This window comes from Marinospirillum insulare DSM 21763 (assembly GCF_000686905.1).
GTDB classification, from domain to species: domain Bacteria; phylum Pseudomonadota; class Gammaproteobacteria; order Pseudomonadales; family Halomonadaceae; genus Marinospirillum; species Marinospirillum insulare.
Map to the genome: position 1 here is coordinate 39284 of NZ_JMLW01000018.1, position 22157 is coordinate 61440.

Genomic DNA, 22157 nt, shown 5'->3' on the forward strand with positions numbered 1-22157 from the left:
TGGTCTTGCAAGCCGTTAAATGCTGCTTAGCAAATAAAGGGTGTAAGCCACATAACAAGCTAATAAAAAGCCGCCTGCTAAACGATTAATACGCCCTTGTCTTTTTTTATACCCATAACCTAGCACAAACAAGGCTAGCGTTAGTAGCAGCATAACACTTGCATCACGCAAGAAAACTTCTGGCCCAAAAGTTAAAGGATGAATGCTTCCTGCAATACCCACAACAGCTAGGGTGTTAAAGAGGTTAGAGCCTAGAATATTACCTAGCGCCATATCGTGCTCACCTTTACGCGCAGCAACAACAGAAGAAGCAAGCTCTGGGAGAGAGGTACCTATAGCAACCACAGTTAACCCAATAATTAAATCACTAATGCCAAAACCCTGAGCAACTTCTACTGCACCCCAAACAAGTAAGCGTGAACTGGCAACCAACACTAATAAACCAACCACTAACCATAAACTAGCTAACTTTAAAGTTAAGTTTTGGTTACCTAGGTCTTGCTCTACTTCCAAGGCAAGGCTATTGGCTCCTTTACTTAAACCTCTTTTAATGGTCCAACCCATAATCAAAAAGAAAACTAGGAGTAGAATAATGGCATCGAGGCGACTTATTTCACCATCCCACACTTGGTAAGCAGCTAAGAGCGTAATACCTAGCAATAGAGGTAGCTCTTTACGAAGAATAGTTGAATGCACTAATACTGGGCTAATCAGTGCCGTTACACCTAAAACCAAGGCAATATTCGCTATGTTTGATCCGTAGGCATTACCTAATGCCAAGCCTGGATTGCCTTGCGTGGCAGAGATAGCTGAAACAACTATTTCTGGAGCAGAGGTACCAAAACCAATAACAACAATACCAATTAACAAGGGCGGCACTTTAAAGTGCTGCGCAGTCGCTGCCGCACCATCAACAAAGCGATCAGCGCTCCAAACTAACAAAAGCAAACCGATTAAAACGGCTATTCCAGCTAATAACATTGACTACCTCGATATGGATACATCGCTTGTGGGCGGCAAGAATAACAGGCTCTGAAAATCAATTGTAGGTAGCTAGAATAATTTGTTCGGCAGGAAAGCTGGCATAAACTTGATCACCTAACTTCAAACCTAACTGGGTAAACTCCAGCTGACTCACCACAGCAGTTAATTGTTGTTTTTCAGCAATACCCATCGCTATTTCTACCTGCCCTTGATCCTGAATAATGTTAGTGACCTGTCCCTCTAATTGGTTAGTTGCAGGGGCAGCGGTTGGTTGTGTTTTACTTAAATTCACACTAAACGCTTTAAATAGTGCAAAAACTTCACTACCCATAGCTAAACCCAGGTTTGCAGCACTTGCTTGGGTGATTAATGCCAACAGCTCTAAACCAGGTTCAAGTTGCAAATGCACTAGGTAGTTTACGCCCTCACTTTTTAAACCAGTGACTTGACCACAAAAATTATTTCTTGCGCTGGTTTTTATCGCCGTGCGGTGCATTAGCTGCTGGAAATCTTTTAAGTCGCCCTGCTGCAGCTCATCCATACCCGCCAGCAATCTATCTAAGGTGGTTTGATGTGCTTGTTCAAGCGCACGGTACATAACCGTCATGCGCCGCCCGTATTCGGTTAATTGGGTTCCGCCCCCTTGGCGACCACCACTGGTGCGCTCAACTAAAGGCTGGGCAGCTGTTGAGTTAAGCTGTTCTATCGCATCCCAAGCAGCTTTATAAGATAAAGGCACTGCCTTAGCTGCTTGGGAAATAGAACCCAGCTCACCTATCATTTCTAATAAACGAATGCGTTTGCTAGATATGGCTGCACCCGCATCGTTTTCTAAGGATAAACGGCTCAATAGCCGCTCAGAGAGTGAATAGCCCACACTTCCTCCTCAAGTCGATATATACCTAAAAAATAGAATAAAACTAATAAAACACTGTAAAACCTACCTCTATATATTTAAGTATATAGAAAAACAGGTATAGTATTGGCTTGGTAAAACCCTTAGCATTCCAAACTTCTTACAAGGAGAAGCTTATGCAACCTATAAAAAAATTACTCTTGGCACTCATCTTACTGCTTGCTGCTAGCGCAGTAAGCGCAGCTGAACTTCGTATTGCTGTGGCTGCTAACTTTAACGGTACTATGCAGCAACTAGCACCGCTATTTGAAAAACAAACCGGTCACAAGCTTTTATTAAGCAGTGGTTCTTCAGGTGCATTCTATGCACAGATTCAAAATGGCGCACCTTTTGATGTGTTTTTCTCTGCAGATAGCAAAAGACCAGAGCTACTAGCCGAACAAGGTTTAGCACTGGCTGAAACCGTATTTATTTACGCACAAGGCATTCCAGTACTTTGGTCAACTAATTCTAAACTAGTCGATGATCAGGGCGCTGTACTTAAAACAAATAAGTACCGCAATTTAGGTATTGCCCATCCAGAAAATGCACCCTACGGTTTAGCTGCTCAAGAGGTACTGACTGAGATGGGTATTTGGGATAAATTAAATGCCGATAAAAAAATCATTCGCGCGCAAAATATTGGTCAAGCTTATAGCCAAGCCGCCTCTGGTGCTGTCGAGCTAGGTTTTGTAGCTTTATCACAAATTATGCACCCAGAAGTTAAGGGTAAAGGCTCTTACTGGATTCCTTCTGCAGCAAGCTACAGCCCAATTTTACAAAAAGCCGCAGTGTTAGAAACTGCAACAGACAAAGCTTTAGCCAAAGATTTTTTAGCTTTTGTTCGTTCTCCTGAAGCTGCTGAAATTATTAAATCTGTAGGCTATGGCTTACCAAACAACTAGTTGCTAGAAAGGTTATAAAAAAATGGGTATCAGTGAAGCCGATTTAATTGCCCTGTGGACTACTTTAAAACTGGCTGTGGTGAGCACCTTGGCACTTTTGGTGCTTTGTACGCCCTTGGCTTGGTGGTTAGCGCGTACTCGCTCACCTTACAAGGTAGTGGTAGAGGCTTTGGTTGCTCTGCCGCTGGTTTTACCACCCACGGTGATGGGCTTTTATTTACTGGTGCTCTTAGGCCCCCACGGTGCGGTGGGGCGCTTTTTTGAAGCCTTAGGCTTGGGCCATTTGGCCTTTACTTTTACAGGTTTAGTGATTGGCTCTATGTTGTTTTCTTTACCCTTTGTGGTGCAGCCTTTGCAAAATGCTTTTGCCATTGCCGGTGGGCGTGTTTTAGAAGTTGCTGCCACCTTGCGTGCTTCACCCCTAGATAGATTTTTTACTCTAGTTTTACCCCTTGCCCAAAGAGGCTTTTTAACTGCCAGTGTTTTGTCTTTTGCACATACCTTGGGTGAATTTGGCATGATCTTAATGATCGGCGGTAATATTCCTGGCCGCACTCAGGTAGCTTCTATTGCCATTTACAACCACGTTGAGGCCATGGATTACAGTTCAGCTCACGGTTTATCGCTTATTCTAGTTGCTTCATCCTTTATTTTATTAATTTCTGTCTTTACTTTAAACCGTCGCTTTAAGGTGGTTAACCTTGCTTAATTTAGATTTTAAAATTGACCGCGGAGAGTTTTCTTTAGCTGCACAGCTAGAATTACCCAGCCAAGGGGTAACCGCTTTGTTTGGGCGTTCTGGTTCAGGTAAAACCACCCTGTTACGTTGCATTGCTGGGTTAGAAAAAACCGCCCAAGGCAGTTTAAGTTTTGATGGTGAAACTTGGCAAACTGAGCGTTTCTTTTTACCGCTACACCAACGCCCCATAGGTTATGTATTTCAAGAGGCCAGCCTGTTTCCACACCTTAAAGTTTTAGCTAACCTAACCTACGGCTATAGACGCATTCCAAAAGAACAAAGAAAACTTCAACCAGAAGAAGTTATTAAACTGTTAGGTATAGAAGAGTTATTAGGACGTTACCCAGATGAATTGTCGGGTGGACAGCGCCAGCGAGTTGCTATAGGTCGAGCTTTGTTAACCAGCCCACAATTACTATTAATGGATGAACCTATGGCCTCTTTAGATGCCACCAGCAAGGCAGAGATTTTGCCTTTTTTAGAAAAGTTGCGCGATCAATTAGAACTGCCGATTATTTACGTTAGCCACGCTATCGAGGAAGTCACCCGTTTGGCAGATCACCTGGTTTTATTAGAAGCAGGCAAAGTTATTGCCGAAGGTGAGTTACAAGATTTGCTAACCGACCCTAGCCTACCTTTTATTCAAACTGAAACTGCCTCCACTGTATTAAGAGCTGTGGTTAAGCAGCCTGACACAGGCGATGGGTTAACAGAACTAAAGCTAGGTAACCAGGCATTATTTATTAGTAAAACTTCAGTGTCAGCTGGGCAGCCAGTTAGGGTCAGAGTAATGGCGCGTGATCTGGTGCTAGCCTTAACACCACCCACAGAAACCAGCCTATTAAACTGTTTAACTGCCTGGGTATTAGATATACAGCCCGACCCTAACCCTAGTCAGGCTTTAGTGCGTATAGAAGTGGCTGACCAAATTTTGTTAGCTAGGGTATCTAAGCGCTCAGTAGAAAACCTTAAGCTAAAAGAGCGCCAATTAGTTTATGCATTAATTAAAGGAGTGGCTTTGGGTTAGTCTGCCGCTACTTCTGCATGTTCTAGTAAAAAGTCGACAAAGGCGCGGTCTGCCAGTGATTGGTAAGCGCCTTTTTTCCAAGCAATCGACATATTTAAAAAGACTCGCTCTTCAAAAGGAATAGCGACTAAGTCTGGCTCGTCTTTTAAAACCATTTTTAAAAATACGGTAATACCAAAACCTTGACGCACTATCGACTTGGTTAGAGGAATTAAATTAGATTCAAAAGCCACTTTAGGAGTAGAGCCTGACTTTTCACATACCCTGTCAATAAACTCTCGGTGAAAATAGCCTTCTTTAAACAGCACCAACTCTTCTTCAAAAAAATCAGCAAAGCTCACTGCTTTTTGTTCTGCAAAACGGTGGTCATGCGGTACACACACCACCATTTCTTCTTGTAAAAAAGGCGCTGCTTCTAAATCTTTTGGTACTCGATCAGCCACTATAACGCCAACGTCTAAGTCACCTTCACGAATTTTCTTTTGAATACTGCGTGTACCATCTTCAAAGACGGCAAGGTTTAGGCTTTGGTGGCGGTGTTTAAAAGCCATAAGAATGGGCGGAAAATAATAAGAACCCAACATGCTGGGTATGCCTATTCTTACCTCGCCTTTGGTTAAGCCCCTAGCTTCATTCAATGCCAGTTCAGCTGCTTCAACTTCGTCGAGGATACGTCGTGCATGAACCAGCAAGATGGCACCTTCTGCAGTGGGCTTTACACGTTTTTCACCACGGTCTAGCAGAGACAAGCCCATCTGTTTTTCCATATTTCTTATCGACATACTGACTGCGGGTTGAGCAACACCCAACCTTTCAGCAGCCAGTGTAAAACTACCTAGGTCAGCAACAGTAACTAAGTAACGTAGGGGACGAATATCCATAACCCGACCTTATATTGAAGATTAACTATATGAATTTTGCTTATCTGTTAGGGCTGCGTAAAGTAGTTTTTTTCTTTGCAGGTTTAACCAATGATAGAAGCAAAATCACCCGCCTTCTGGCGTGCCACTTTAGCACTTTGCTGTGGTTCCTTCATGATTTTCAGTAATCTTTATGTGACTCAGCCGTTACTACCTGAATTTCAACTGGCTTTTGGCATTTCAACTTTGCAAGCCAATGCTTCTTTAGCACTTGCCACCTTAATGCTGGGTTTGTCTCTGTTGGTTTATGGCCCCCTCTCAGATGCACTGGGTAGGCGTGCAATTATGCTGGTTACTATGGCAGGCACTTTAGTTATTACTTTTGCCTTGGCTTGGGTCAATAGCTATACCAGCTTGCTCATTTTGCGTGCTGTTCAAGGTTTTTTATTAGGCGGGCTACCTGCCGTAGCCATTGCTTACATGGGTGACGAGTTCAGTAAAAAAGCCATGGCTTTAGCAGTAGGTATTTATATTAGTGCTAATACGTTGGGTGGCATTAGCGGCAGGCTATTTTCTGGTTTTATTGCTGATGCGTTTAACTGGCGAGCAAGTTTTCTTTTTGCTGCTGGCTTATCACTGGTTTGCGTGGTTATTTTTTGGTGGGCTTTGCCTAAATCTAAGCACTTTAAGCCTCAGCAGCCTAGCTTAAAGACAATGCTAAAAGACTTGATTAGCCATTTAAGAAATCCACTGTTAATTTCTGTCTATTTACTCGGCGGGCTTAATTTCTTTATTTTTATTAACCAGTACAGCTATGTAACCTACTTACTTGCAGGTGAGCCCTGGTTACTTAGTAGCAGTTTTTTAGGAATGTTGTTTTTAACTTATTTAACCGGTACTTGGGCTGCTTCTATATCTGGTCGAGTTGCTCTAGTGGTGGCTCAGCCTTTATGTATGGCTATAGGTATAGGCTTTTTAATGTTAGGCAGCCTAGTGATGTTAATTCCTAGCGTTGTAGCTATCATTGGTGGCTTATTGATTAATAGCTTTGGGTTTTTCTTTTGTCATTCCAACATTACTAGCTGGGTAAGTCGCCAGGCATCTACAGCTCGCGCTAGTGCCAGTGCTCTTTATTTAGTTTTTTATTATATGGGAGCAAGCACAGGAGGTTTTTACCTAGATCCCTTTTGGCAAGCCATGAACTGGCAAGGGGTTATTTTAGGTTCTATTCTGGTGTTTATAATAACTTTAGCTATTAGTTTAGGGCTTTGGAGAAAAGACCCACGCACCTTGAGTGACATAACTTAACGTTTGCAGGCTAGCTAAAAAAAGCAGACCAAATTAAGCGGAGGGCTAACAAGGTTAGTACAGTATTAATAACTAGGGCAAACCTTTGATTACTCAGCTTACTTAATAGCCTTAAGCCTAGCCAAGTACCTAGCGCCCCACTAGCAATCATCAAAAGCATTAAGCCTAGCCAATCTGAAAAAACAAAGCCTGCTGCTCCAAAAACTAAAGCTTTTGGTAGGTGTTGAACACTCATAGCAGCCGCAAAATTAGCAACGGTACGAAAGCGATCACCTTGATGCTGCTGTTTTACAAACGCAGCTACTAGCGGACCTGTAGCGCCAGCAAACATACTGATAAAAGTAGTAATCAGTGCGGCAAAAAAAGTACCTAAACGCCCTAAGGCCAAAGCAGGCACTTTAGGTCCCCAGGTTAAGAACAAAATAAAACCTGCAATGGTTAACTGTAATAAATGTAGGGGTAACTCAACTAAAAATAGACTGGCTAAACCAGCACCTAAAAAAGCACCCGGGGTAAAAGCGGCAAGTAGCTTCCAGTCAATATTTTTAAAGGTCATGATTGCACGGTTAAAGTTAGAACCTAACTGCACCATGCCGTGTACAGGAATAATTGCCGCTGGAGGGAGAAGTATTGCCATTATTGCAAGCAACAAAACACCGCCACCTACACCAATGCTGGCAGTAATAGCGGAGGTAAGCCCTGCAAAAACAATTAAAAGTAAACTACTGAAGGAACTGATTTGATCAGGAAGAAGTGACTCTAGGAAGAGCATTCATTAGAGCCCAGCGATGCGTAAACAGTCATGGTAATCATCGAAGCGACGATCATAATTCATATCTTGGTCAGCTGAAGAGGGTAAACGAAACCCTAAGCTAACTATGCCTGAACCGATTAAGGCATAGTCTGTTTCTGACTGTAAACCTGTTTGTATTGAACAGCTCAAGCGTTTTTTCTCGTAGGCTGATAGTTTATCTACATTGACAGGCTTCAAAAACTCGGCAAACTGTGTACCACTACAGCCGCTAAGAGAGAAAACAGAAAATAGGCAACAAAAACATAAAGTTATGCGCTGCATTCTCAAGCAACTAGCGAGTTTTTGTAAAAGAAAGTTCATAGGTGTAGTAGAGTTCTTTGGGTTCTTTAATTAACTGGTAGGCGCATACTATCTTATTCACTGGTAAAGCTAAAGGTTATTGGAGTAAAAAGATGTTGATGTTTGAAGTGGTTCCCGTTACACCTTTCGCCCAAAACGCTACTTTGGTCTGGTGCGATGAAACCCAAGAGGCTGCCATTATTGATCCGGGCGGCGAAGTTGATCGGCTTTTAAATCACCTAGCCACTAAGCAGCTTAAGTTAGTAAAAATACTTCTTACTCATGGGCATATAGATCACGCAGGTGGCGCGGCAGAATTAAAAGCAACGAGTGGTGCTCCAATTATAGGTCCGCATAAAGCGGATCAGTTTTGGTTAGATGGCTTAGGGCAACAAAGTTTAATGTTTAATTTCCCTGAAGCTCAACCCCTTACTCCTGACCAATGGCTAAATGATGGTGATCAGCTAGCCTTAGGTAACTCAAGCTTACAAGTTTTACACTGCCCTGGGCACACACCAGGCCATGTGGTTTTTTATAATTCTGAAAGCAAAATTGCTCAAGTTGGTGATGTGCTTTTTGCTGGCTCTGTAGGTCGAACTGACTTTCCTAAAAGCAATCAGCAAGACTTGATTGAGTCTATTAAAACCAAGCTTTTTCCCTTAGGCGATGATATTCAGTTTATTCCCGGGCATGGACCACGCTCTACTTTTGGTGAAGAAAAGCGTAACAACCCTTTTGTTGGTAGCCAGCAGTTTGGTTAGTTTTAATAATAATAGGATAGGTTAAGCGAGCCAAAATAATCTCGCTTAGCTTGCCCTAAAAATTCAATTGAGCGGGAAACCGCAGTCCATCCTAGCCTTACCTTTTCATAACTAACTGCACCACCTACAAAAAAATCATCTATGTTTCTATACTTTTCTATACTGGGGCCATCACGAAAGACTGGACCATCTAAAAATAGATTGTAGTGCATATAACGGTACTCCATACCTGCTACTAGGTACCAGTTCCATGGGTGACCAGGTGAGAAGTAACTTGATCCTGGGTAGTTAGGTTGAATGGATGGCGGGCCATAATCCTGCCTTAAGTCAGGACCTAAACGCAGAGTAAAACCTAAACTTGCATAAGTGTAAGGCGAGCCTAATGCTAAACTAAATAAAGGTGACCACTCTAACTCATAGCTATCCGACAACTGTTGATACACTTGCCACTTTCTAAAGTAATGCAGATTGAAGGTTGTTTCATTACCTATTTGATGCTGCCAACCACCTGGCTTGGGCGAACCTATTATTTCATGAAGCTTTTTCTGGCCCCACTCACCACCTGAAGCAGGACCAGCATGCCCTAGGGTAATATTTAACTTATCGCCTACCTTGATAAAGCTATCAAGCCGCTTGGGTTTGCGCATAATAGCCAAGCTAGCAAAGGTATGCCCTGCCCAAGGGCGCTGGTCTGGTAAAGGTTCGGTAGACTCAAAATCTTTGGGTGTAAAAATGGTATTACCAATCGAATATTCTAATGCAACCTTATCTGGTACAACTTTTAAGCCTAGGTCATTCATGACAGAAATAGCCCAGTCTGGAGCAGGAGTTAATGGAAAGTAGCTTAGTAACACACCACTAGTGTAATGCTTGTCTAAACCTACTAGCGCATCATTCTCGACTTGTAAACTGACAATACCTTTGGCCTGTGCATTAGCCTCGAAGGCTAATAAACAGCAACAGCCTAGTAAAAAGGAACTCAGACCTCTAGCCAACATCAATGCAACCTCTTTCACTTTAATTGATGTATTGTAAAGCATTGTTAGACTTAAGGGTCTAAAAATTATCCAGTAAAACCCTACTCATTTAAAACGATCGTTTGTCTGACGTGCAACTTGGTGCTAAAGTTGGATTTCATCAGCAAATAAAAATAATGGAGATTGCTATGGCTTCGAGTTTATGGTCTTTACGACTGCAAATTACCTACCTTTTACTTGCGGCTAGCCTCTATACGCCGCTTCTTGTTGCAGACTCTGCTCTAGTTAGGCCAGCTCTTAAGTCTGAGTTGGTCACTCAATCTCTATTGTTAGACATTACCACTGCCGGCAACCGTTTAGTTGCTGTCGGCGAACGTGGACACATTATTTATCGCGACCCAGGTAAAGAATGGCAACAAGCTCAGGTGCCCGTTATAAGTCAGTTAACGAGTGTCCACTTCCCTACTCCTCAAGTCGGTTTTGCTGTAGGCCATGAAGCCATGATTCTACGTAGCAAAGATGCGGGTGCTAGCTGGCAACTCATCCACCAAGATACTGAAGAAGCACCTCTTTTAGATGTTTATTTCACTTCTGAACAAAAAGGTTTTGTAGTAGGTGGTTATGGATTACTGCTTACAACCAATGATTCAGGCAAAACTTGGCAAAGCTTGATGGATGATCTACCTAACCCAGATGGCTACCACAACAATGCCATTACCCAAGATACAGCGGGCAATTTATTTATTGCCGGTGAGCGTGGCAATCTTTATAGATCAACCGATGCAGGCAAGCATTGGCAAAGTTTGCAACTTGATTATGACGGCTCGCTGTTTGGTTTGCTCGCTACCTCTGCTGGGCAACTAATTGCCAGTGGCTTGCGTGGTCATTTATTTATGAGTTTAGATGCGGGTGATTCATGGCAAGCACTAGAGCATGCTGGCGAACAAACGTTAAACACGGGCTTAGTCTTAGAGAATAACCAACTGCTTTTATTGGGTCAAAATGGTGAGTATCTAACAGGCCCTGCACAAGCACTTAAACTGCACACCCTAGCAGGGCGCTACTCTTTATTAGCAGCAGCCCGCCAAGGCACAGAATTGATTGCTGTTGGTCGTGGTGGCCTGCACAGCTTGCCACTAGCTGAAACCTTAGGGCGATAAGGACTATCTTTATGAATACAAAACAAGCACCCCTAATCGAAAATACTTTTTTTAACTTTCGACCCATTTGGTTAGCTTTCTTTTTAGCTTTAACCATTTTCTTAGGCTTTCAAGCAGTTCAGGTTAAGCCTGAAGCTAGCTTTGAAAAGCTTATTCCCCTATCGCACCCCTACATAGAAAATTTTATGGATCGCCAAGATGACTTGCGTGGTTTGGGTAATGCGGTGCGTATTGTTGTAGCGGCTAAGCAAAAGGATGCAGACATTTTTAGTGCTGAATATATGCAGCGCCTGCAAGATGTTTATGAAGAAGTACGCTATTTGGAAGGCGTTGATCAGTCTGCTGTTAGATCTTTATGGGATCCAGCCGTGCGTTGGACACAGGTTACCGAAGAGGGCTTTGAAGGCGGAACGGTCATTCCTGATACCTATGATGGTAGTGCTGCCAGCCTAGAAGAGTTGCGTGAAAACCTGCTTAAATCAGGTCAGGTTGGCATTATGATTGCCAACGACTTTCGATCAACCATTGTTGTAGCACCCTTGCTAGAAATGGTAGATGGCGAGCCGCTTGATTACCAAGCTTTTTCTGCTGCCTTAGAGGAAGTACGCGACCAGTTTAGCGACTCAGACTTTGACGTGCGTATCATTGGTTTTGCTAAGCTTATTGGTGATTTAATTGATGGTGCAACTCAGGTAGGGTTTTTCTTTTTAATTGCCTTAGCCATCACGTTTGTTTTGTTATTTCTTTATTCACGCTGCATTAAAAGTGCTTTAATCTCTTTATTGTGTTCCGTCGTTGCGGTTACTTGGCAGTTAGGTCTGCTTAACCTTTTGGGCTACGGCTTAGACCCCTATTCCATGCTAGTACCCTTTTTAGTTTTTGCTATCGCTGTTTCACATGGTGTTCAAGTAATCAATGCCATGGCAATAGAAGCCTCTTTTGGTCACGATCGCATTACTGCAGCTCGCCTAGCCTTCCGTGGTTTATACATAGCCGGTATTTTAGCTTTGGTGTCAGATGCCATAGGTTTTATGACCCTGCTATTTATAGATATTCAAGTTATTCAAGAGCTTGCCGTTGCTGCCTCCTTAGGTGTAGCGGTTATTATTCTGACTAACTTAATTCTCTTACCTTTACTAATGTCTTATTTAGGTGTCAGCCTAACCAGCATTATGCGTGCTAAAAATAAGCGCTTAGAGCACTCACCCGTTTGGCACCGTTTGTCTTTTTTCACCCATGCCAAGGCTGCACCTTGGTCTTTAGCAGCAGCTTTACTTTTAGGTGTTTTTGGCTTTGTAGCCAGTGCCGACTTAAAAATTGGTGACCTAGATAAAGGTGCGCCAGAGCTGCGCCCCGACTCTCGCTATAACCTAGACAACGCCTATGTAACAGACAACTACGCAACCAGTGCTGATGTGCTAGTTGTTATGGTAGAAACACCCGAACAAGGCTGTGTTGCTTATGAAGCCTTAGAAGCTGTTGATAGACTAGAATGGCAAATGCAGAATGTTGCTGGTGTGCAGGGTACCTTGTCGCCCGCCTACATTACCAAGCGAGTTATTGCCGGCTTTAATGAAGGTAATTTGAAATGGGAAACCCTTGCTCGTAACCAATTTGTACTTAACCAAGCCATGAGCAACCTGCCTGCCGGCATGATTAACAACCAGTGTGATCTTTTACCCGTTATTCTTTACTTAGAAGATCATAAAGCTAACACCCTAGTTAGAGTAACTAAGGCAGTAGAAGACTTTGCTGCTGAAAATAATTCTGAGGCTGCCCAGTTTATGTTAGCGGCAGGCAGTGCTGGTATAGAAGCAGCGACCAACGAAGAAATTGCCCGTGCGCAAACCTTTATGCTGATTTTTGTTTATGCTGTGGTCGCTTCTTTAGTATTTATTACCTTCCGTTCTTGGCGTGCAGTGGTGTGCATTGTGGCACCCCTTGGCCTAACTTCGGTACTTTGCCAGGCGCTTATGGCGCAACTGGGCATAGGTGTAAAAGTGGCTACACTACCTGTTATTGCATTAGGGGTAGGTATAGGTGTGGATTACGGCATTTATATTTACTCACGCCTACGCCAATACTTAGGTGAAGGAAAAAGCTTGCAAGACGCCTACTACCATACACTTCGCTCTACTGGTAAGGCGGTTAGTTTTACAGGCCTAACCCTAGCAATAGGCGTAGGTACTTGGGTATTTTCGCCTATTAAGTTCCAAGCAGATATGGGCATTTTGCTAACCTTTATGTTCCTTTGGAATATGATTGGCGCACTTTGGCTCTTACCAGCTTTTGCACATTTCCTACTTAAGAATCCTTCTAAGGCCTAGGTTTTAAAAACTAGGCTTTAGATGGCTCAATTACACGCCCAACAAGCGTGTTCACTATTCCTTCCGCCGTCAGGGTGAGCTTCCAACGCTGCACCTTGACTGGCTCCTCTGCTTGGGAATCCTCAGTCACTAAAACTAAATTATAATAGTGACGCTGCTCTATTAAATGAGTACCTACCTCTGCTTCTTCATCATTGAAGTCATAGTGATAAATGGGCGTTTTAACACTGCTTAACAGGTCAGCAAAAGGCTTGAAGTCAATCTCAATGCTTTCTTCTATATTTTCTTCGATACCTAAATAGCCATCACCATCAATTTCTGATCGAAAAAAGAAAATATTATTACCCGCACTAAAAAACCACTTTCCACTATTTTTCTTCACACTTTCTGGTAGTTGTTCAAAGCTAATAATTGAGCGCCATAAAAACTGCTGAAATAGCAAAGGTGATTTTTTATTTTTTCGGTACCTGAGCTTCCATAAAGCTTTATCTTTTCTAATATAGTCGGTTAAGACTTTCACTAGGTCATCACGTAACAGGTCACGCAAGGCATAAACCATAGCCACAGTAAGAATAAGACCAATACTTAATGAGTAGCCTGAGTCTCGGTAATAAAATATAAATATAGTAAACGCACTCATAATTAAAGTGGTTATAAAGGCTTTTACACTGCGTCTAGCAATATTGCCTAGCTCAATTACATCAGGCTTTAATAAAATATACCTATCTAAAAAACGTCGGTACAACTGCATACGATAGAAGATTCTTGCGGATCGACTGTCCAACTCTTTTAAGTAGCCTTGAGCTTTGCGGTATTCAATTTCTTCGTGGTAATAGGCTTTTAGCTCGGCTTGAGCTGTTTCGGGTAGGTCTGCCCAGCCTTCATTTTTTATTAAAGCCAACAAACTCTGTTCAGCTAACCAAGAAAAATACACATCTAGCTGACGCTGATAACGACTCTGCCTTGGCTCACTCGATACGTTGGTGCGAATACGTTTAGCAAAACCTCTAAGTAAAAGTAGTAACCGACCAACCTGCTGTTCACCTAGCCCAGCTTGCTGTATTTGATACTGCACTTTTTCTAGTGAACGCTGAAAGCTAGCTAACCAAGTGCTTCGCAGGGTTTCATAGTGGGGCGACAACAAGGACACCGATTGCTCAGCATGCTGTTTTTTATCTTCGGGTATTCCTAAAACACGGTAACGAAAATCAATTGGGCGAGCATTCCATTCAGTACGATCTAAAAGCTCGGGCAGGTGTTCAGCTTCTCCGGGTGGAAAAAGATAGAGGCTAGTTACATTTTTTTTTGATTTAGGCAGAGTTCTAGTGAACTCTAAAACATACTCAGATTTGTTTTTTTGCGAAAACATTCTTCACCAATAATAAAGATAAATATTCCGATTTGCTGAAAGGCCATTGCAGGGCGTAAAATGACCTTTTGTTCAGTCTATAATAGGCAACATCTTGGTTGATCTAACAAGCGCACCTACTCCTCTCTCTGGCCCAATTTTAGTCTTTGACTCAGGCGTTGGTGGGCTTTCTGTTGTGCAAGCGCTAAAAGAGCGTTTACCTAGTTTACCGCTAGTCTATGCTTGTGATAATGCGGCTTTTCCTTATGGACAAAAAAGTGCAGCTTGGCTCAAAAAAAGAGTGCTCTCGGTTATTGCCAGTTTAATTAAGGAAGTTGAACCCAGTTTAATCGTTTTGGCCTGCAATACTGCCAGTACTTTAACTTTACCTGAGCTGCGTATGAGCTGTAACTTACCCGTGGTGGGTGTGGTTCCAGCTATTAAGCCTGCTGCCTTAATGACTCGCAGTGGTCAAATTGGTCTTTTAGCCACTTGCGGTACAGTAAGTCGCCCCTACACAGAAAAGTTAATTAAAACTTTTGCAGCTGATTGCGAAATCATTAAAGTGGGTAGTAATCGGCTTGTTGAGTTAGCTGAAGTTCACTTGGCTGGCGGTAAGGTAGCTGACCAAGACTTGTTGGAAATTTTACAGCCATTTTTAGCAGCGTCACGCTTAGATACCGTTGTTCTGGGTTGTACCCATTTTCCTTTACTTCAGCCACATTTGGCAAGAGTTGCAGAACAAACAGGTACAGCTCCTTGGCAATGGATAGATTCCGGCGCAGCCATCGCTCGCCGTGTAGTTCAGCTATTAACTGAATCTGGCTATGCTAATCCATCTTGCCCAACAAATTTTATTCCTAGCTGCTGGTTAACTGCCCCTTTGTCTACCGCTAGTCAGCTTCCTCATTTCTTACAATCATTTGGCTTTAGCCAACTAAAACAACTAACCAGCTTCAATCTAGACAAGCAGGTTAGCTAATATTTTTACGAGATTAAATTACACTATGTCTTCTAGGCTGCCTCAAGTTAACCCTGCCATTTACTCGCAACTACTAGCTGAAAAAGCTGAGCTAATAAAACAAACTTTTGCTGAGTTTAATCCACCCCAGCTAGAGGTTTTTGCTTCACCTGCTAGCCACTATCGGCTGCGCACTGAGTTTCGAGTTTGGCATGAAGGCGATGATCTTTTTTATGCCATGTTTGAAATAGGTGAAGATCCTAAAAAAGACCGCACCCTAGTGCGTATGGACCAATACCCAGTAGCAGGCAAAGAAATTAACCGTTTAATGCCGTTATTACTCGATGCCATTCGTGATAAACCCTTATTGCGCCACCGCTTATTTCAGGTGGAGTTTTTAACCACGCTTTCTGGGCAAGTACTAATTACCCTTATTTATCATCGCCCGTTAGAAGATGAATGGGAAGTTGCCGCAAAACAGCTACAAACTGAATTAGGGGTAATGCTGATAGGTCGCTCACGCAAACAAAAGCGTGTTTTAGAACAAGACTTTGTACTTGAAACCTTGCAGGTAAACGGGCAACCCCTTGTTTACAAGCAGGTAGAAGGCAGCTTTACTCAGCCCAACCCGTGGATTTGCCAAAGCATGCTGGAATGGGCACAAGCTGTTTCTAGCCCGAAAGCCGATGAAGAAAAACGTGATTTAGTTGAGCTTTACTGCGGTAATGGCAATTTTACGCTAGCTTTAGCTAATAATTTTAGGCAGTTGCTGGGCACAGAAATTAGCCGTACTTCTGTAGCTGCTGGTCAGTATAATATTCAGGCTAACAATATAAACAATGTGCGTATTGAGCGCATGGCTGCTGAAGATTTCTCTAAAGCATTAAATGAACCCGATTCAAAGCAAGCCAGTAAATTCAATTTACAGGATTATGACTTTTCAACCGTATTAGTCGACCCACCCAGAGCTGGCTTAGATAAAGCCACGCTAGAACAAGTGCAAAACTATGAACGAATTATTTATATTTCCTGCAACCCAGTAACGCTAGCAGATAACTTAAAAACCCTAACACTCACGCATAAAATTGAACGCTTGGCTTTTTTTGACCAATTTCCTTATACCCACCATGCTGAGTGCGGGGCTTATTTGGTTAAACATTAAGATTAAAGCCAAGATCAACATCGCATGCAGCTTGACCACCCCTGACACCCCAGTTTTCAGTAGTGATTTCACGCAGCAAGATTTTGATGTTTTTTGCTGGAATACCATAGCAAGATAAGTTTTTTACTATCGCTTTATACAATAATCTTTTAGCTTGGATAGTTCGGCCAGCAAAACAGTCAATGCTTATATGAGTGTAAGTTTCTGGTTGCTCATGACCCGTTGGATAGACAAACCTGTGTGGTTCATGTACTAATAAACGAATATTTTTATCCGTTGGTGTTATTTTAAAAGCCTCACAAAGCGCAGAATGAACTGCATCCATGATACCAATTTCAATTTCTGGCGAGTAATTTTGACGTGTTTCTATTAAAGCACTTGGCATTAAACTTTCCTTTTCAGATTAAAAACTAACTATTAATTGCCTCTAACCCTGCTAGAGCACAAGCCTCATCTTGTTCAGCTGAACCGCCAGAAACACCAATACCACCTAAAAGCATGTCTTGATGCTCTATAGGTAGGCCACCTCCAAACACTATAAAGCGTTCCTGATGTGGAAAACCTAGCTTTAAAGCTGGGTTGTCTTCTAAAACTTCAGGCCATTTTCCCGTAGGCATTCCAAAGCTAGCAGAAGTATAAGCTTTATCACGTGCAATTTGAGCTGAGTGTAAAAAGGCACCGTTATGACGTAAGTAAGCTAGCTCTAACCCTGCTACATCAACTACGGCCACATGAATTTTTATTTTTAATTCATCTGCTTTAGCCATCGCTGCTTGGGCTGCAGTTAAGGCTGATTGCCAAGCTAACTCTTGGCGTCCTACTAATTGCGGCATACTTGCTCCTAATAAATTAATTGGGTAAATCAGGGTAATAACCTAGCTGCCGCTCTATAACTTGGGCTAGCGCTAAGAGCTTAACTTCTTGTTGTGCGCCTGCAGTAAGCTGCATTGCTATAGGTAGGCCTTGCTCATCGACACCTACCGGCAAACTTAAGGCACACAAACCCATAAGGTTAGCTATGGATGGGTTGCGTAAAGCCAACATATTTAGACGACGATAATCTTCTAGCTGCTCAATTTCTACCATACTCGGTGCTGTTATTGGCAGAGTGGGATGTAGCCATACATCTACCTGCTCAAAGGTTTGGGCAGCTGTTAAACTGGCTTGAGCTAAAAGGTCTTTGCGCTGTAAATATTCACTCACACTTATTGCTGCGCCATCTTCTAGTCTTGTACGTACTACAGGGTCTAATTTAGCGTAGCTAGTGGGTAGCTTATTGGTTAAAAAGGCAGCAAGCTCAGCCACGCTTAAACCACCTGCTTGAAAGCAAGCAAAAACCTCATCGCAGCTGAGCACTTGCAATGGAATGAGTTCGGCACCTGCTGCTTCTAACTGGCTGGCTGCACGACGCACTTCTTCTACTACTGCATTGCTGGCACCTTCCCAAAAAAAGTTTTCTACTAACCCAATACGCAAACCTTTACAGCTAACAAGGTTAGGTACTTTTACCTCTTGCCCACTAAGTTGGCTTTCAATAGCTGTGTAACCATAGGCTAAATCAGTAACATTTTTGGCAAGAATGCCTGGCGTATCTAAAGAAGTGGAAAGAGGGACGATTTGGTCTGTTGGCCAGCGCCCTACGGTAGTTTTCAAACCCACTGCACCTGTCATCGCAGCTGGGATACGTACACTACCCGCTGTATCTGTACCCAAAGCTAAAAATGCTGACCCCTGGCACAAAGATACGCCTGCACCTGCACTTGAACCACCCGGCACTCTAGCTTGATCTTTAGACCAGGGGTTTTTTGGGGTTCCCCAATGGTTGTTTACACCTAACCCACCTAAAGCAAACTCTACGGTATGTGTTTTGCCGGTAATAACAGCTGCTTGATGCAATAGGGCTTGAATTAATTTACCTGGTTGTTGCCAAGCTGGACCTAAATCTAAAGCTGAGCCAGCAAAGGTTGGTAAGTTAGGGACTGCAAACATATCTTTAACGGATATAGGAATACCCATCAACGGACCAAAATCATAGCCTTGTTTAATTAAGCTATCTAAATGCTGAGCTGTTTCTAAGGCGCTAGCACCTGCCCAAGTTTTATAGGCATTAAGTTGATCTTCGCTTGCAGAATAGTTAGCACAGCTTGCTTCAATAAGTTGTGTACTAGTTATTTTTCCGCTTCTTAAAGCCTGTGCTAACTGAGGCAACTGAGTGTTAAATATAGGCATTAACGCTGATCCCTTTCTGCTTTAGGGTAAAGCCAGAAGGCAAACCAGCGGGTAAACCTTGGCATAAGTACATAAGTCATTAGCAGCATTAAAACTGCAGTTATTATCAAGGTTCTTAGAATTAGGGGGGCTGGCTCTAGTAGATCACCAAATAGTAAAAAAATAAGGGTTACACTGGGATAAAGAGCTAACCAGCTAACAAAGGTCATTTTGTAGCGAGGTGGTGGTTTTATAGGGTTGCGTGCAGGTAGTGTAAACCAAGTTACCATGCCAGATAAAACCTCTGTTTTTGCTGGCTCAATAAGCAAACCTTCAAAGTTTTCTAGATGTTTTTGACGTACTTCAGATGCTTGCCAAACTTCTAAATCTTTTTGGCTAGCAAACTTAAATACTATCCTATATTCAGGGTCATCTGGTGAAGCTGGTCGGAACATAGTACTGCCTAAATGCCCCGTAAATTTTTTTGCGGCAACTGACATAGCTGTACTTAACTGCTCAAACTCTTCTTCACACCCTTTTTTAACACGGCGTGAAACTACAACAGTGACTGCATTATCTGGTAAATTTTCTTGCATTTTATGCCCCTAAAAATAAAACATTAAGCTTGTGCTAGGCCTGAAAGAAGTAGGTTTTGGCTATTAGCCATACGGGCAACTTCTTGGTTAAGTTTATCCGCAGTTTTGGCTTCCTTAGAGGTTTTTAGGTTAGCTTCTATAAAAGCAGCTACTTGTGTATCAACTATTTCTGCAACTTGGGTTTGTTGTTTATTGCCTTCCTCTAAGGCCGCTACTCTAGCTACAAGCAAATCAACATTTTTTAAAATACTATTGAAGGCTTCACCAGCAGCATCTATTTGTTTAACACTTGAGTCTGATATTTCTTGCTCTTGCTCTAAAGTGCTTAAAATTTGTTGGGTCGCTTTTTGTAAGCCCTCTATCATGGTTTGAATACTAACAGCTGAGTTTTGGGTTTCCGCTGCCAAGGAGCGAACTTCATCAGCTACTACGGCAAAACCACGGCCTGCTTCACCTGCTCTGGCAGCTTCTATAGCTGCGTTGAGAGCTAGCAGGTTAGTTTGCTCAGCAACATTTTGAATAACGACTAGAACATCACCTATGTTGTTACTGCTTGCTTCTAACTCTAAAAAGTAACTACGGTTTTGTTGAATTTTTTCGGCTAATAAGTGATTACCTTCTATCGCATCTTTTAAAGTGGTTTGGCCTAGCTCAATTTGTGCTAAGGCAGCTTCTACAGCTGTTTTGCTAGAAGTAGTTTCAGCACTCATTACTTGGGAATTTTCTTGCAAGCTGGTACTTGATTCGGACAGCTGATCTAAGCCACTGGTTTGCTGATCTAGTGCCTGAACTAATTGCTCCATACTGGCTACGGTATTATTGGCTCGTTTAAAGATTAAATCTGAGGTGTTTTGTAGCCTATAGGTTAAGGAGCTAGTTTGTTCTTGCTGCATAGAGATCACCATCTGCAGCTGGCCTATATCATCAACCGTATTGGTATAAATTATTTGTTTAATAGGATGATGTACTATGGATTTGCTGGTTTTGACTAACTGATTAAAAGGTTGCATAACTAGGTATTGCGCAAAGAATAAAAGTGCAAGACTAATAACAAAGCTTATACCTATAACCCAGCTAGCCTCTGCTAAAGCTGCCGCTATAGAAATTGGTGCAATAGCTAGTACAGAAACCAAGTACAATCTTTGCCAAGTAGACTTTATCGGCAGCCTTAAACGTAAGGGCATTTTACCTTGCTTTCTTAACCCATAAACTTGTCTGGCACGGCTAAGTGTTGCGTTATCTGCTTCTTGCATAATGCAATGTAATTCTGCTACTTGGCCTTGTTCTATAACTGGTAACACATAACAGCTAACCCATAATTCATCTGATCCAGCCTTAAGCTGGATCACTCCTAACCATGGCTTACCTTTACTTACTACTCCAAAAAGATCATTAATTGGCCCATCTGGCATATTTTGATGTTTAAAGCTGCGCAGATTAAGGCCTTTTAAAGAGTCTTTGTTTAAAGCGAACTTATCCCTAGCATGTCGACAGGTGTAAATAATATCACCCTTGGGGCTCATGAGTAATATATACTTATTTAACTCACCCTTTTGCATTTTCTTACCTACTTGGTTATTAATTCGCTGTGTAAAACACAGACAAAACTACTTATATAATATTATTTATTAAGTTAGGTTAGCGGCCTAATTTTTTTGCTGAACTACCACCTATACCAAAGTGCTGCTTAGGCATTTCAGTAATCATTACTCTTACTACATCTCGAGGTGCATCTAGGGCTTCAACCATTGCATCAGTAATTTTTTCAATTAATTGTTCTTTTTTTTCATCGCTACGGCCTTCCATTATATAAATTTGCGCTATAGGCATGCTGCACCTCTTACTTTGATTATTAAACTGCATGAAAAAAGCCTAGCCAGTATTAGCCAGCTAGGCTTTTTTTTAAAATACTTTGGTTAAAGAAGCCCGAATTACACTGCCTTCAGGACCATTAGAGCTGGAGAGCTCTTTATAGGCTGCAATATCTGCACCTAACATAAAGCCTGGCCAAAACTTTCCTACTGACATACCAAGCGCATTACGCTCTTCTTTATTTGAGCCAGACATTTCTCTAGTGATGTAGCCAGCAACACCCACATCTAAAGTGCCATAAGCCTTACCTAAGCCCCATTCAAGAGTGAGATTATCCTTGACTGTTACCCCACCACTCTTATCACCATTAATTTCATAACGACCTAAACCGCTTAAAGTAATATCACCTGCTTGGTTTAGCTTATAGGTACCACCAAAAGTCAGCATAATGCCATCGTGACCTTGGCCCACTTTATCCTTGTCACCGGTTTCAGCCCAGTAGCCCATACCACCCACGGCATCCCATTGCTCGCCATGCCAACCAATAACACCACCCAAATACAAGTCACCTAAACCTGATTCACTTTTAACCGTTGCTCCACCTGCTTTAACTTTTTCATTAATCATCGGTAAGATAGCTTCCAGGGTTAAATCACCCCCTAGAAATTCTTGTGGAGTAACCCAAATTAAGCGGTGTGCTAAAGCATTAACAGTTACTTTATCTGGTCCGCCACCATCGAATTTATCTGCTTCATAGTTTACATAGTAGCCCTTGTAATAGATTCCTGGTGGAGGCACTGAACTAGCTTTTACACCTTCTATACCTGGTACATAATGGCCTGCAAAAGTAGGTGCAGCTAAACAAGATGAAATAGCTGCAGCAATTGCGAGTTGTTTAATTTTCATTTTAAATTACCTTATTATTTTTATTTGTATTATTTATTACTACTTTAGAACATCCTTGTTCTTATTATTTATATTTACTACACCTGTTGCTAGATCAACTGCTTCTAATTTTGTAAACGCTTACTCAC

23 protein-coding genes are annotated in these 22157 nt (G+C 42.2%); 9 read left to right on the forward strand and 14 right to left on the reverse strand.

What is annotated here, in order from left to right:
* Nucleotides 1-15: 15 nt before the first annotated feature.
* A complete protein-coding gene (locus tag BP27_RS0108755; RefSeq protein WP_027851230.1) occupies nt 16-981 on the reverse strand; it encodes a calcium/sodium antiporter in 966 nt (321 codons plus the stop codon).
* Nucleotides 982-1039: 58 nt separating this feature from the next.
* Nucleotides 1040-1834, reverse strand: coding sequence for a TOBE domain-containing protein (locus tag BP27_RS0108760; protein ID WP_211251302.1), 795 nt, complete (start codon nt 1832-1834; stop codon nt 1040-1042).
* 182 nt (nt 1835-2016) lie between these two features.
* Between BP27_RS0108760 and modA the strand changes: the two genes are divergently transcribed.
* From modA to modC, 3 genes are read left to right on the forward strand one after another with little or no spacing between them, the layout of a single operon-like run.
* Nucleotides 2017-2784, forward strand: a complete 768-nt coding sequence (gene modA, locus BP27_RS0108765) for a molybdate ABC transporter substrate-binding protein (protein ID WP_036239882.1) — start codon at nt 2017-2019, stop codon at nt 2782-2784.
* A gap of 22 nt (nt 2785-2806) precedes the next feature.
* Nucleotides 2807-3493: a molybdate ABC transporter permease subunit gene (modB, locus tag BP27_RS0108770; protein WP_027851233.1), complete on the forward strand. Its 687-nt coding sequence runs from the start codon at nt 2807-2809 to the stop codon at nt 3491-3493.
* Nucleotides 3486-4550, forward strand: coding sequence for a molybdenum ABC transporter ATP-binding protein (gene modC, locus BP27_RS0108775; protein ID WP_027851234.1), 1065 nt, complete (start codon nt 3486-3488; stop codon nt 4548-4550). Before modB ends, modC begins: the two co-directional genes overlap by 8 nt.
* On the opposite strand, the gene BP27_RS0108780 is transcribed toward modC, so the two are convergent.
* A complete protein-coding gene (locus BP27_RS0108780) occupies nt 4547-5431 on the reverse strand; it encodes a LysR family transcriptional regulator (RefSeq protein ID WP_027851235.1) in 885 nt (294 codons plus the stop codon). The two genes, modC and BP27_RS0108780, sit on opposite strands and share 4 nt — an antisense overlap.
* 90 nt (nt 5432-5521) lie before the next feature.
* On the opposite strand from BP27_RS0108780, the gene BP27_RS0108785 reads away from it, so the two are divergent.
* Nucleotides 5522-6718 (forward strand): MFS transporter, encoded by a 1197-nt coding sequence (locus BP27_RS0108785; RefSeq protein ID WP_027851236.1) that lies wholly within the window; start codon nt 5522-5524, stop codon nt 6716-6718.
* A 10-nt stretch (nt 6719-6728) separates the two neighbouring features.
* Here BP27_RS0108785 and BP27_RS0108790 read toward each other — a convergent pair whose 3' ends face one another.
* Together BP27_RS0108790 and BP27_RS17250 are read right to left on the reverse strand one after the other, a co-directional pair.
* Nucleotides 6729-7490, reverse strand: a complete 762-nt coding sequence (locus tag BP27_RS0108790) for a sulfite exporter TauE/SafE family protein (RefSeq protein WP_027851237.1) — start codon at nt 7488-7490, stop codon at nt 6729-6731.
* Between the two features lie 3 nt (nt 7491-7493).
* Entirely contained in the window at nt 7494-7661 is a 168-nt protein-coding gene (locus BP27_RS17250; protein WP_160169831.1) for a hypothetical protein, read from the reverse strand.
* A gap of 263 nt (nt 7662-7924) precedes the next feature.
* Between BP27_RS17250 and BP27_RS0108800 the strand changes: the two genes are divergently transcribed.
* Nucleotides 7925-8572: an MBL fold metallo-hydrolase gene (locus BP27_RS0108800; RefSeq protein WP_027851239.1), complete on the forward strand. Its 648-nt coding sequence runs from the start codon at nt 7925-7927 to the stop codon at nt 8570-8572.
* A 2-nt stretch (nt 8573-8574) separates the two neighbouring features.
* Here BP27_RS0108800 and BP27_RS15780 read toward each other — a convergent pair whose 3' ends face one another.
* Complete coding sequence (locus BP27_RS15780; RefSeq protein WP_084324558.1) at nt 8575-9612, reverse strand: lipid A deacylase LpxR family protein; 1038 nt, start codon at nt 9610-9612, stop codon at nt 8575-8577.
* 125 nt (nt 9613-9737) lie between these two features.
* Between BP27_RS15780 and BP27_RS0108810 the strand changes: the two genes are divergently transcribed.
* Both BP27_RS0108810 and BP27_RS0108815 read left to right on the forward strand, forming a co-directional pair.
* Nucleotides 9738-10709, forward strand: a complete 972-nt coding sequence (locus BP27_RS0108810) for a WD40/YVTN/BNR-like repeat-containing protein (RefSeq protein ID WP_036239883.1) — start codon at nt 9738-9740, stop codon at nt 10707-10709.
* Nucleotides 10710-10720: 11 nt separating this feature from the next.
* On the forward strand, nt 10721-13036 hold the full coding sequence (locus BP27_RS0108815) for an efflux RND transporter permease subunit (RefSeq protein ID WP_051610475.1): 2316 nt from the start codon (nt 10721-10723) through the stop codon (nt 13034-13036).
* A 10-nt stretch (nt 13037-13046) separates the two neighbouring features.
* On the opposite strand, the gene BP27_RS0108820 is transcribed toward BP27_RS0108815, so the two are convergent.
* On the reverse strand, nt 13047-14405 hold the full coding sequence (locus BP27_RS0108820) for a hypothetical protein (protein WP_027851242.1): 1359 nt from the start codon (nt 14403-14405) through the stop codon (nt 13047-13049).
* 94 nt (nt 14406-14499) lie between these two features.
* Here BP27_RS0108820 and murI point away from each other — a divergent pair, with 94 nt between their 5' ends.
* Together murI and trmA are read left to right on the forward strand one after the other, a co-directional pair.
* Nucleotides 14500-15366: a glutamate racemase gene (murI, locus tag BP27_RS0108825; protein WP_051610476.1), complete on the forward strand. Its 867-nt coding sequence runs from the start codon at nt 14500-14502 to the stop codon at nt 15364-15366.
* Between the two features lie 25 nt (nt 15367-15391).
* Nucleotides 15392-16507: a tRNA (uridine(54)-C5)-methyltransferase TrmA gene (gene trmA, locus BP27_RS0108830; RefSeq protein ID WP_027851244.1), complete on the forward strand. Its 1116-nt coding sequence runs from the start codon at nt 15392-15394 to the stop codon at nt 16505-16507.
* Here the strand turns inward: trmA and BP27_RS0108835 are convergent.
* From BP27_RS0108835 to BP27_RS0108865, 7 genes are all read right to left on the reverse strand, one after another.
* Nucleotides 16497-16892 carry a tautomerase family protein gene (locus BP27_RS0108835; protein WP_027851245.1) on the reverse strand — a complete coding sequence of 132 codons (396 nt, stop codon included), beginning with the start codon at nt 16890-16892 and terminating at the stop codon, nt 16497-16499. The genes trmA and BP27_RS0108835 overlap by 11 nt on opposite strands.
* A 25-nt stretch (nt 16893-16917) precedes the next feature.
* Entirely contained in the window at nt 16918-17340 is a 423-nt protein-coding gene (locus tag BP27_RS0108840; RefSeq protein WP_027851246.1) for a GlcG/HbpS family heme-binding protein, read from the reverse strand.
* Between the two features lie 16 nt (nt 17341-17356).
* Complete coding sequence (locus tag BP27_RS0108845) at nt 17357-18736, reverse strand: amidase (RefSeq protein ID WP_027851247.1); 1380 nt, start codon at nt 18734-18736, stop codon at nt 17357-17359.
* Nucleotides 18736-19311, reverse strand: a complete 576-nt coding sequence (locus BP27_RS0108850) for an antibiotic biosynthesis monooxygenase (RefSeq protein WP_027851248.1) — start codon at nt 19309-19311, stop codon at nt 18736-18738. Before BP27_RS0108850 ends, BP27_RS0108845 begins: the two co-directional genes overlap by 1 nt.
* Nucleotides 19312-19334: 23 nt before the next feature.
* Nucleotides 19335-20870, reverse strand: a complete 1536-nt coding sequence (locus BP27_RS0108855) for a methyl-accepting chemotaxis protein (protein WP_027851249.1) — start codon at nt 20868-20870, stop codon at nt 19335-19337.
* Nucleotides 20871-20949: 79 nt separating this feature from the next.
* Nucleotides 20950-21141 (reverse strand): 2-hydroxymuconate tautomerase, encoded by a 192-nt coding sequence (locus BP27_RS0108860; RefSeq protein ID WP_027851250.1) that lies wholly within the window; start codon nt 21139-21141, stop codon nt 20950-20952.
* A 72-nt stretch (nt 21142-21213) separates the two neighbouring features.
* Nucleotides 21214-22029, reverse strand: a complete 816-nt coding sequence (locus tag BP27_RS0108865; RefSeq protein WP_027851251.1) for a SphA family protein — start codon at nt 22027-22029, stop codon at nt 21214-21216.
* Nucleotides 22030-22157 lie beyond the last annotated feature (128 nt).

Coding starts and splice junctions, on each gene's coding strand:
- modA (WP_036239882.1), top strand. CDS start 2,017: ATGCAACCTATAAAAAAATTACTCTTGGCACTCATCTTACTGCTTGCT.
- BP27_RS0108785 (WP_027851236.1), top strand. CDS start 5,522: ATGATAGAAGCAAAATCACCCGCCTTCTGGCGTGCCACTTTAGCACTT.
- BP27_RS0108860 (WP_027851250.1), bottom strand. CDS start 21,141: ATGCCTATAGCGCAAATTTATATAATGGAAGGCCGTAGCGATGAAAAA.
- BP27_RS0108835 (WP_027851245.1), bottom strand. CDS start 16,892: ATGCCAAGTGCTTTAATAGAAACACGTCAAAATTACTCGCCAGAAATT.
- BP27_RS0108780 (WP_027851235.1), bottom strand. CDS start 5,431: ATGGATATTCGTCCCCTACGTTACTTAGTTACTGTTGCTGACCTAGGT.
- BP27_RS0108820 (WP_027851242.1), bottom strand. CDS start 14,405: ATGTTTTCGCAAAAAAACAAATCTGAGTATGTTTTAGAGTTCACTAGA.
- BP27_RS0108800 (WP_027851239.1), top strand. CDS start 7,925: ATGTTGATGTTTGAAGTGGTTCCCGTTACACCTTTCGCCCAAAACGCT.
- BP27_RS0108840 (WP_027851246.1), bottom strand. CDS start 17,340: ATGCCGCAATTAGTAGGACGCCAAGAGTTAGCTTGGCAATCAGCCTTA.
- BP27_RS0108755 (WP_027851230.1), bottom strand. CDS start 981: ATGTTATTAGCTGGAATAGCCGTTTTAATCGGTTTGCTTTTGTTAGTT.
- BP27_RS0108865 (WP_027851251.1), bottom strand. CDS start 22,029: ATGAAAATTAAACAACTCGCAATTGCTGCAGCTATTTCATCTTGTTTA.
- BP27_RS0108790 (WP_027851237.1), bottom strand. CDS start 7,490: ATGCTCTTCCTAGAGTCACTTCTTCCTGATCAAATCAGTTCCTTCAGT.
- BP27_RS15780 (WP_084324558.1), bottom strand. CDS start 9,612: ATGCTTTACAATACATCAATTAAAGTGAAAGAGGTTGCATTGATGTTG.
- BP27_RS0108815 (WP_051610475.1), top strand. CDS start 10,721: ATGAATACAAAACAAGCACCCCTAATCGAAAATACTTTTTTTAACTTT.
- BP27_RS0108850 (WP_027851248.1), bottom strand. CDS start 19,311: ATGCAAGAAAATTTACCAGATAATGCAGTCACTGTTGTAGTTTCACGC.
- BP27_RS0108845 (WP_027851247.1), bottom strand. CDS start 18,736: ATGCCTATATTTAACACTCAGTTGCCTCAGTTAGCACAGGCTTTAAGA.
- BP27_RS0108855 (WP_027851249.1), bottom strand. CDS start 20,870: ATGCAAAAGGGTGAGTTAAATAAGTATATATTACTCATGAGCCCCAAG.
- trmA (WP_027851244.1), top strand. CDS start 15,392: ATGTCTTCTAGGCTGCCTCAAGTTAACCCTGCCATTTACTCGCAACTA.
- modB (WP_027851233.1), top strand. CDS start 2,807: ATGGGTATCAGTGAAGCCGATTTAATTGCCCTGTGGACTACTTTAAAA.
- BP27_RS0108810 (WP_036239883.1), top strand. CDS start 9,738: ATGGCTTCGAGTTTATGGTCTTTACGACTGCAAATTACCTACCTTTTA.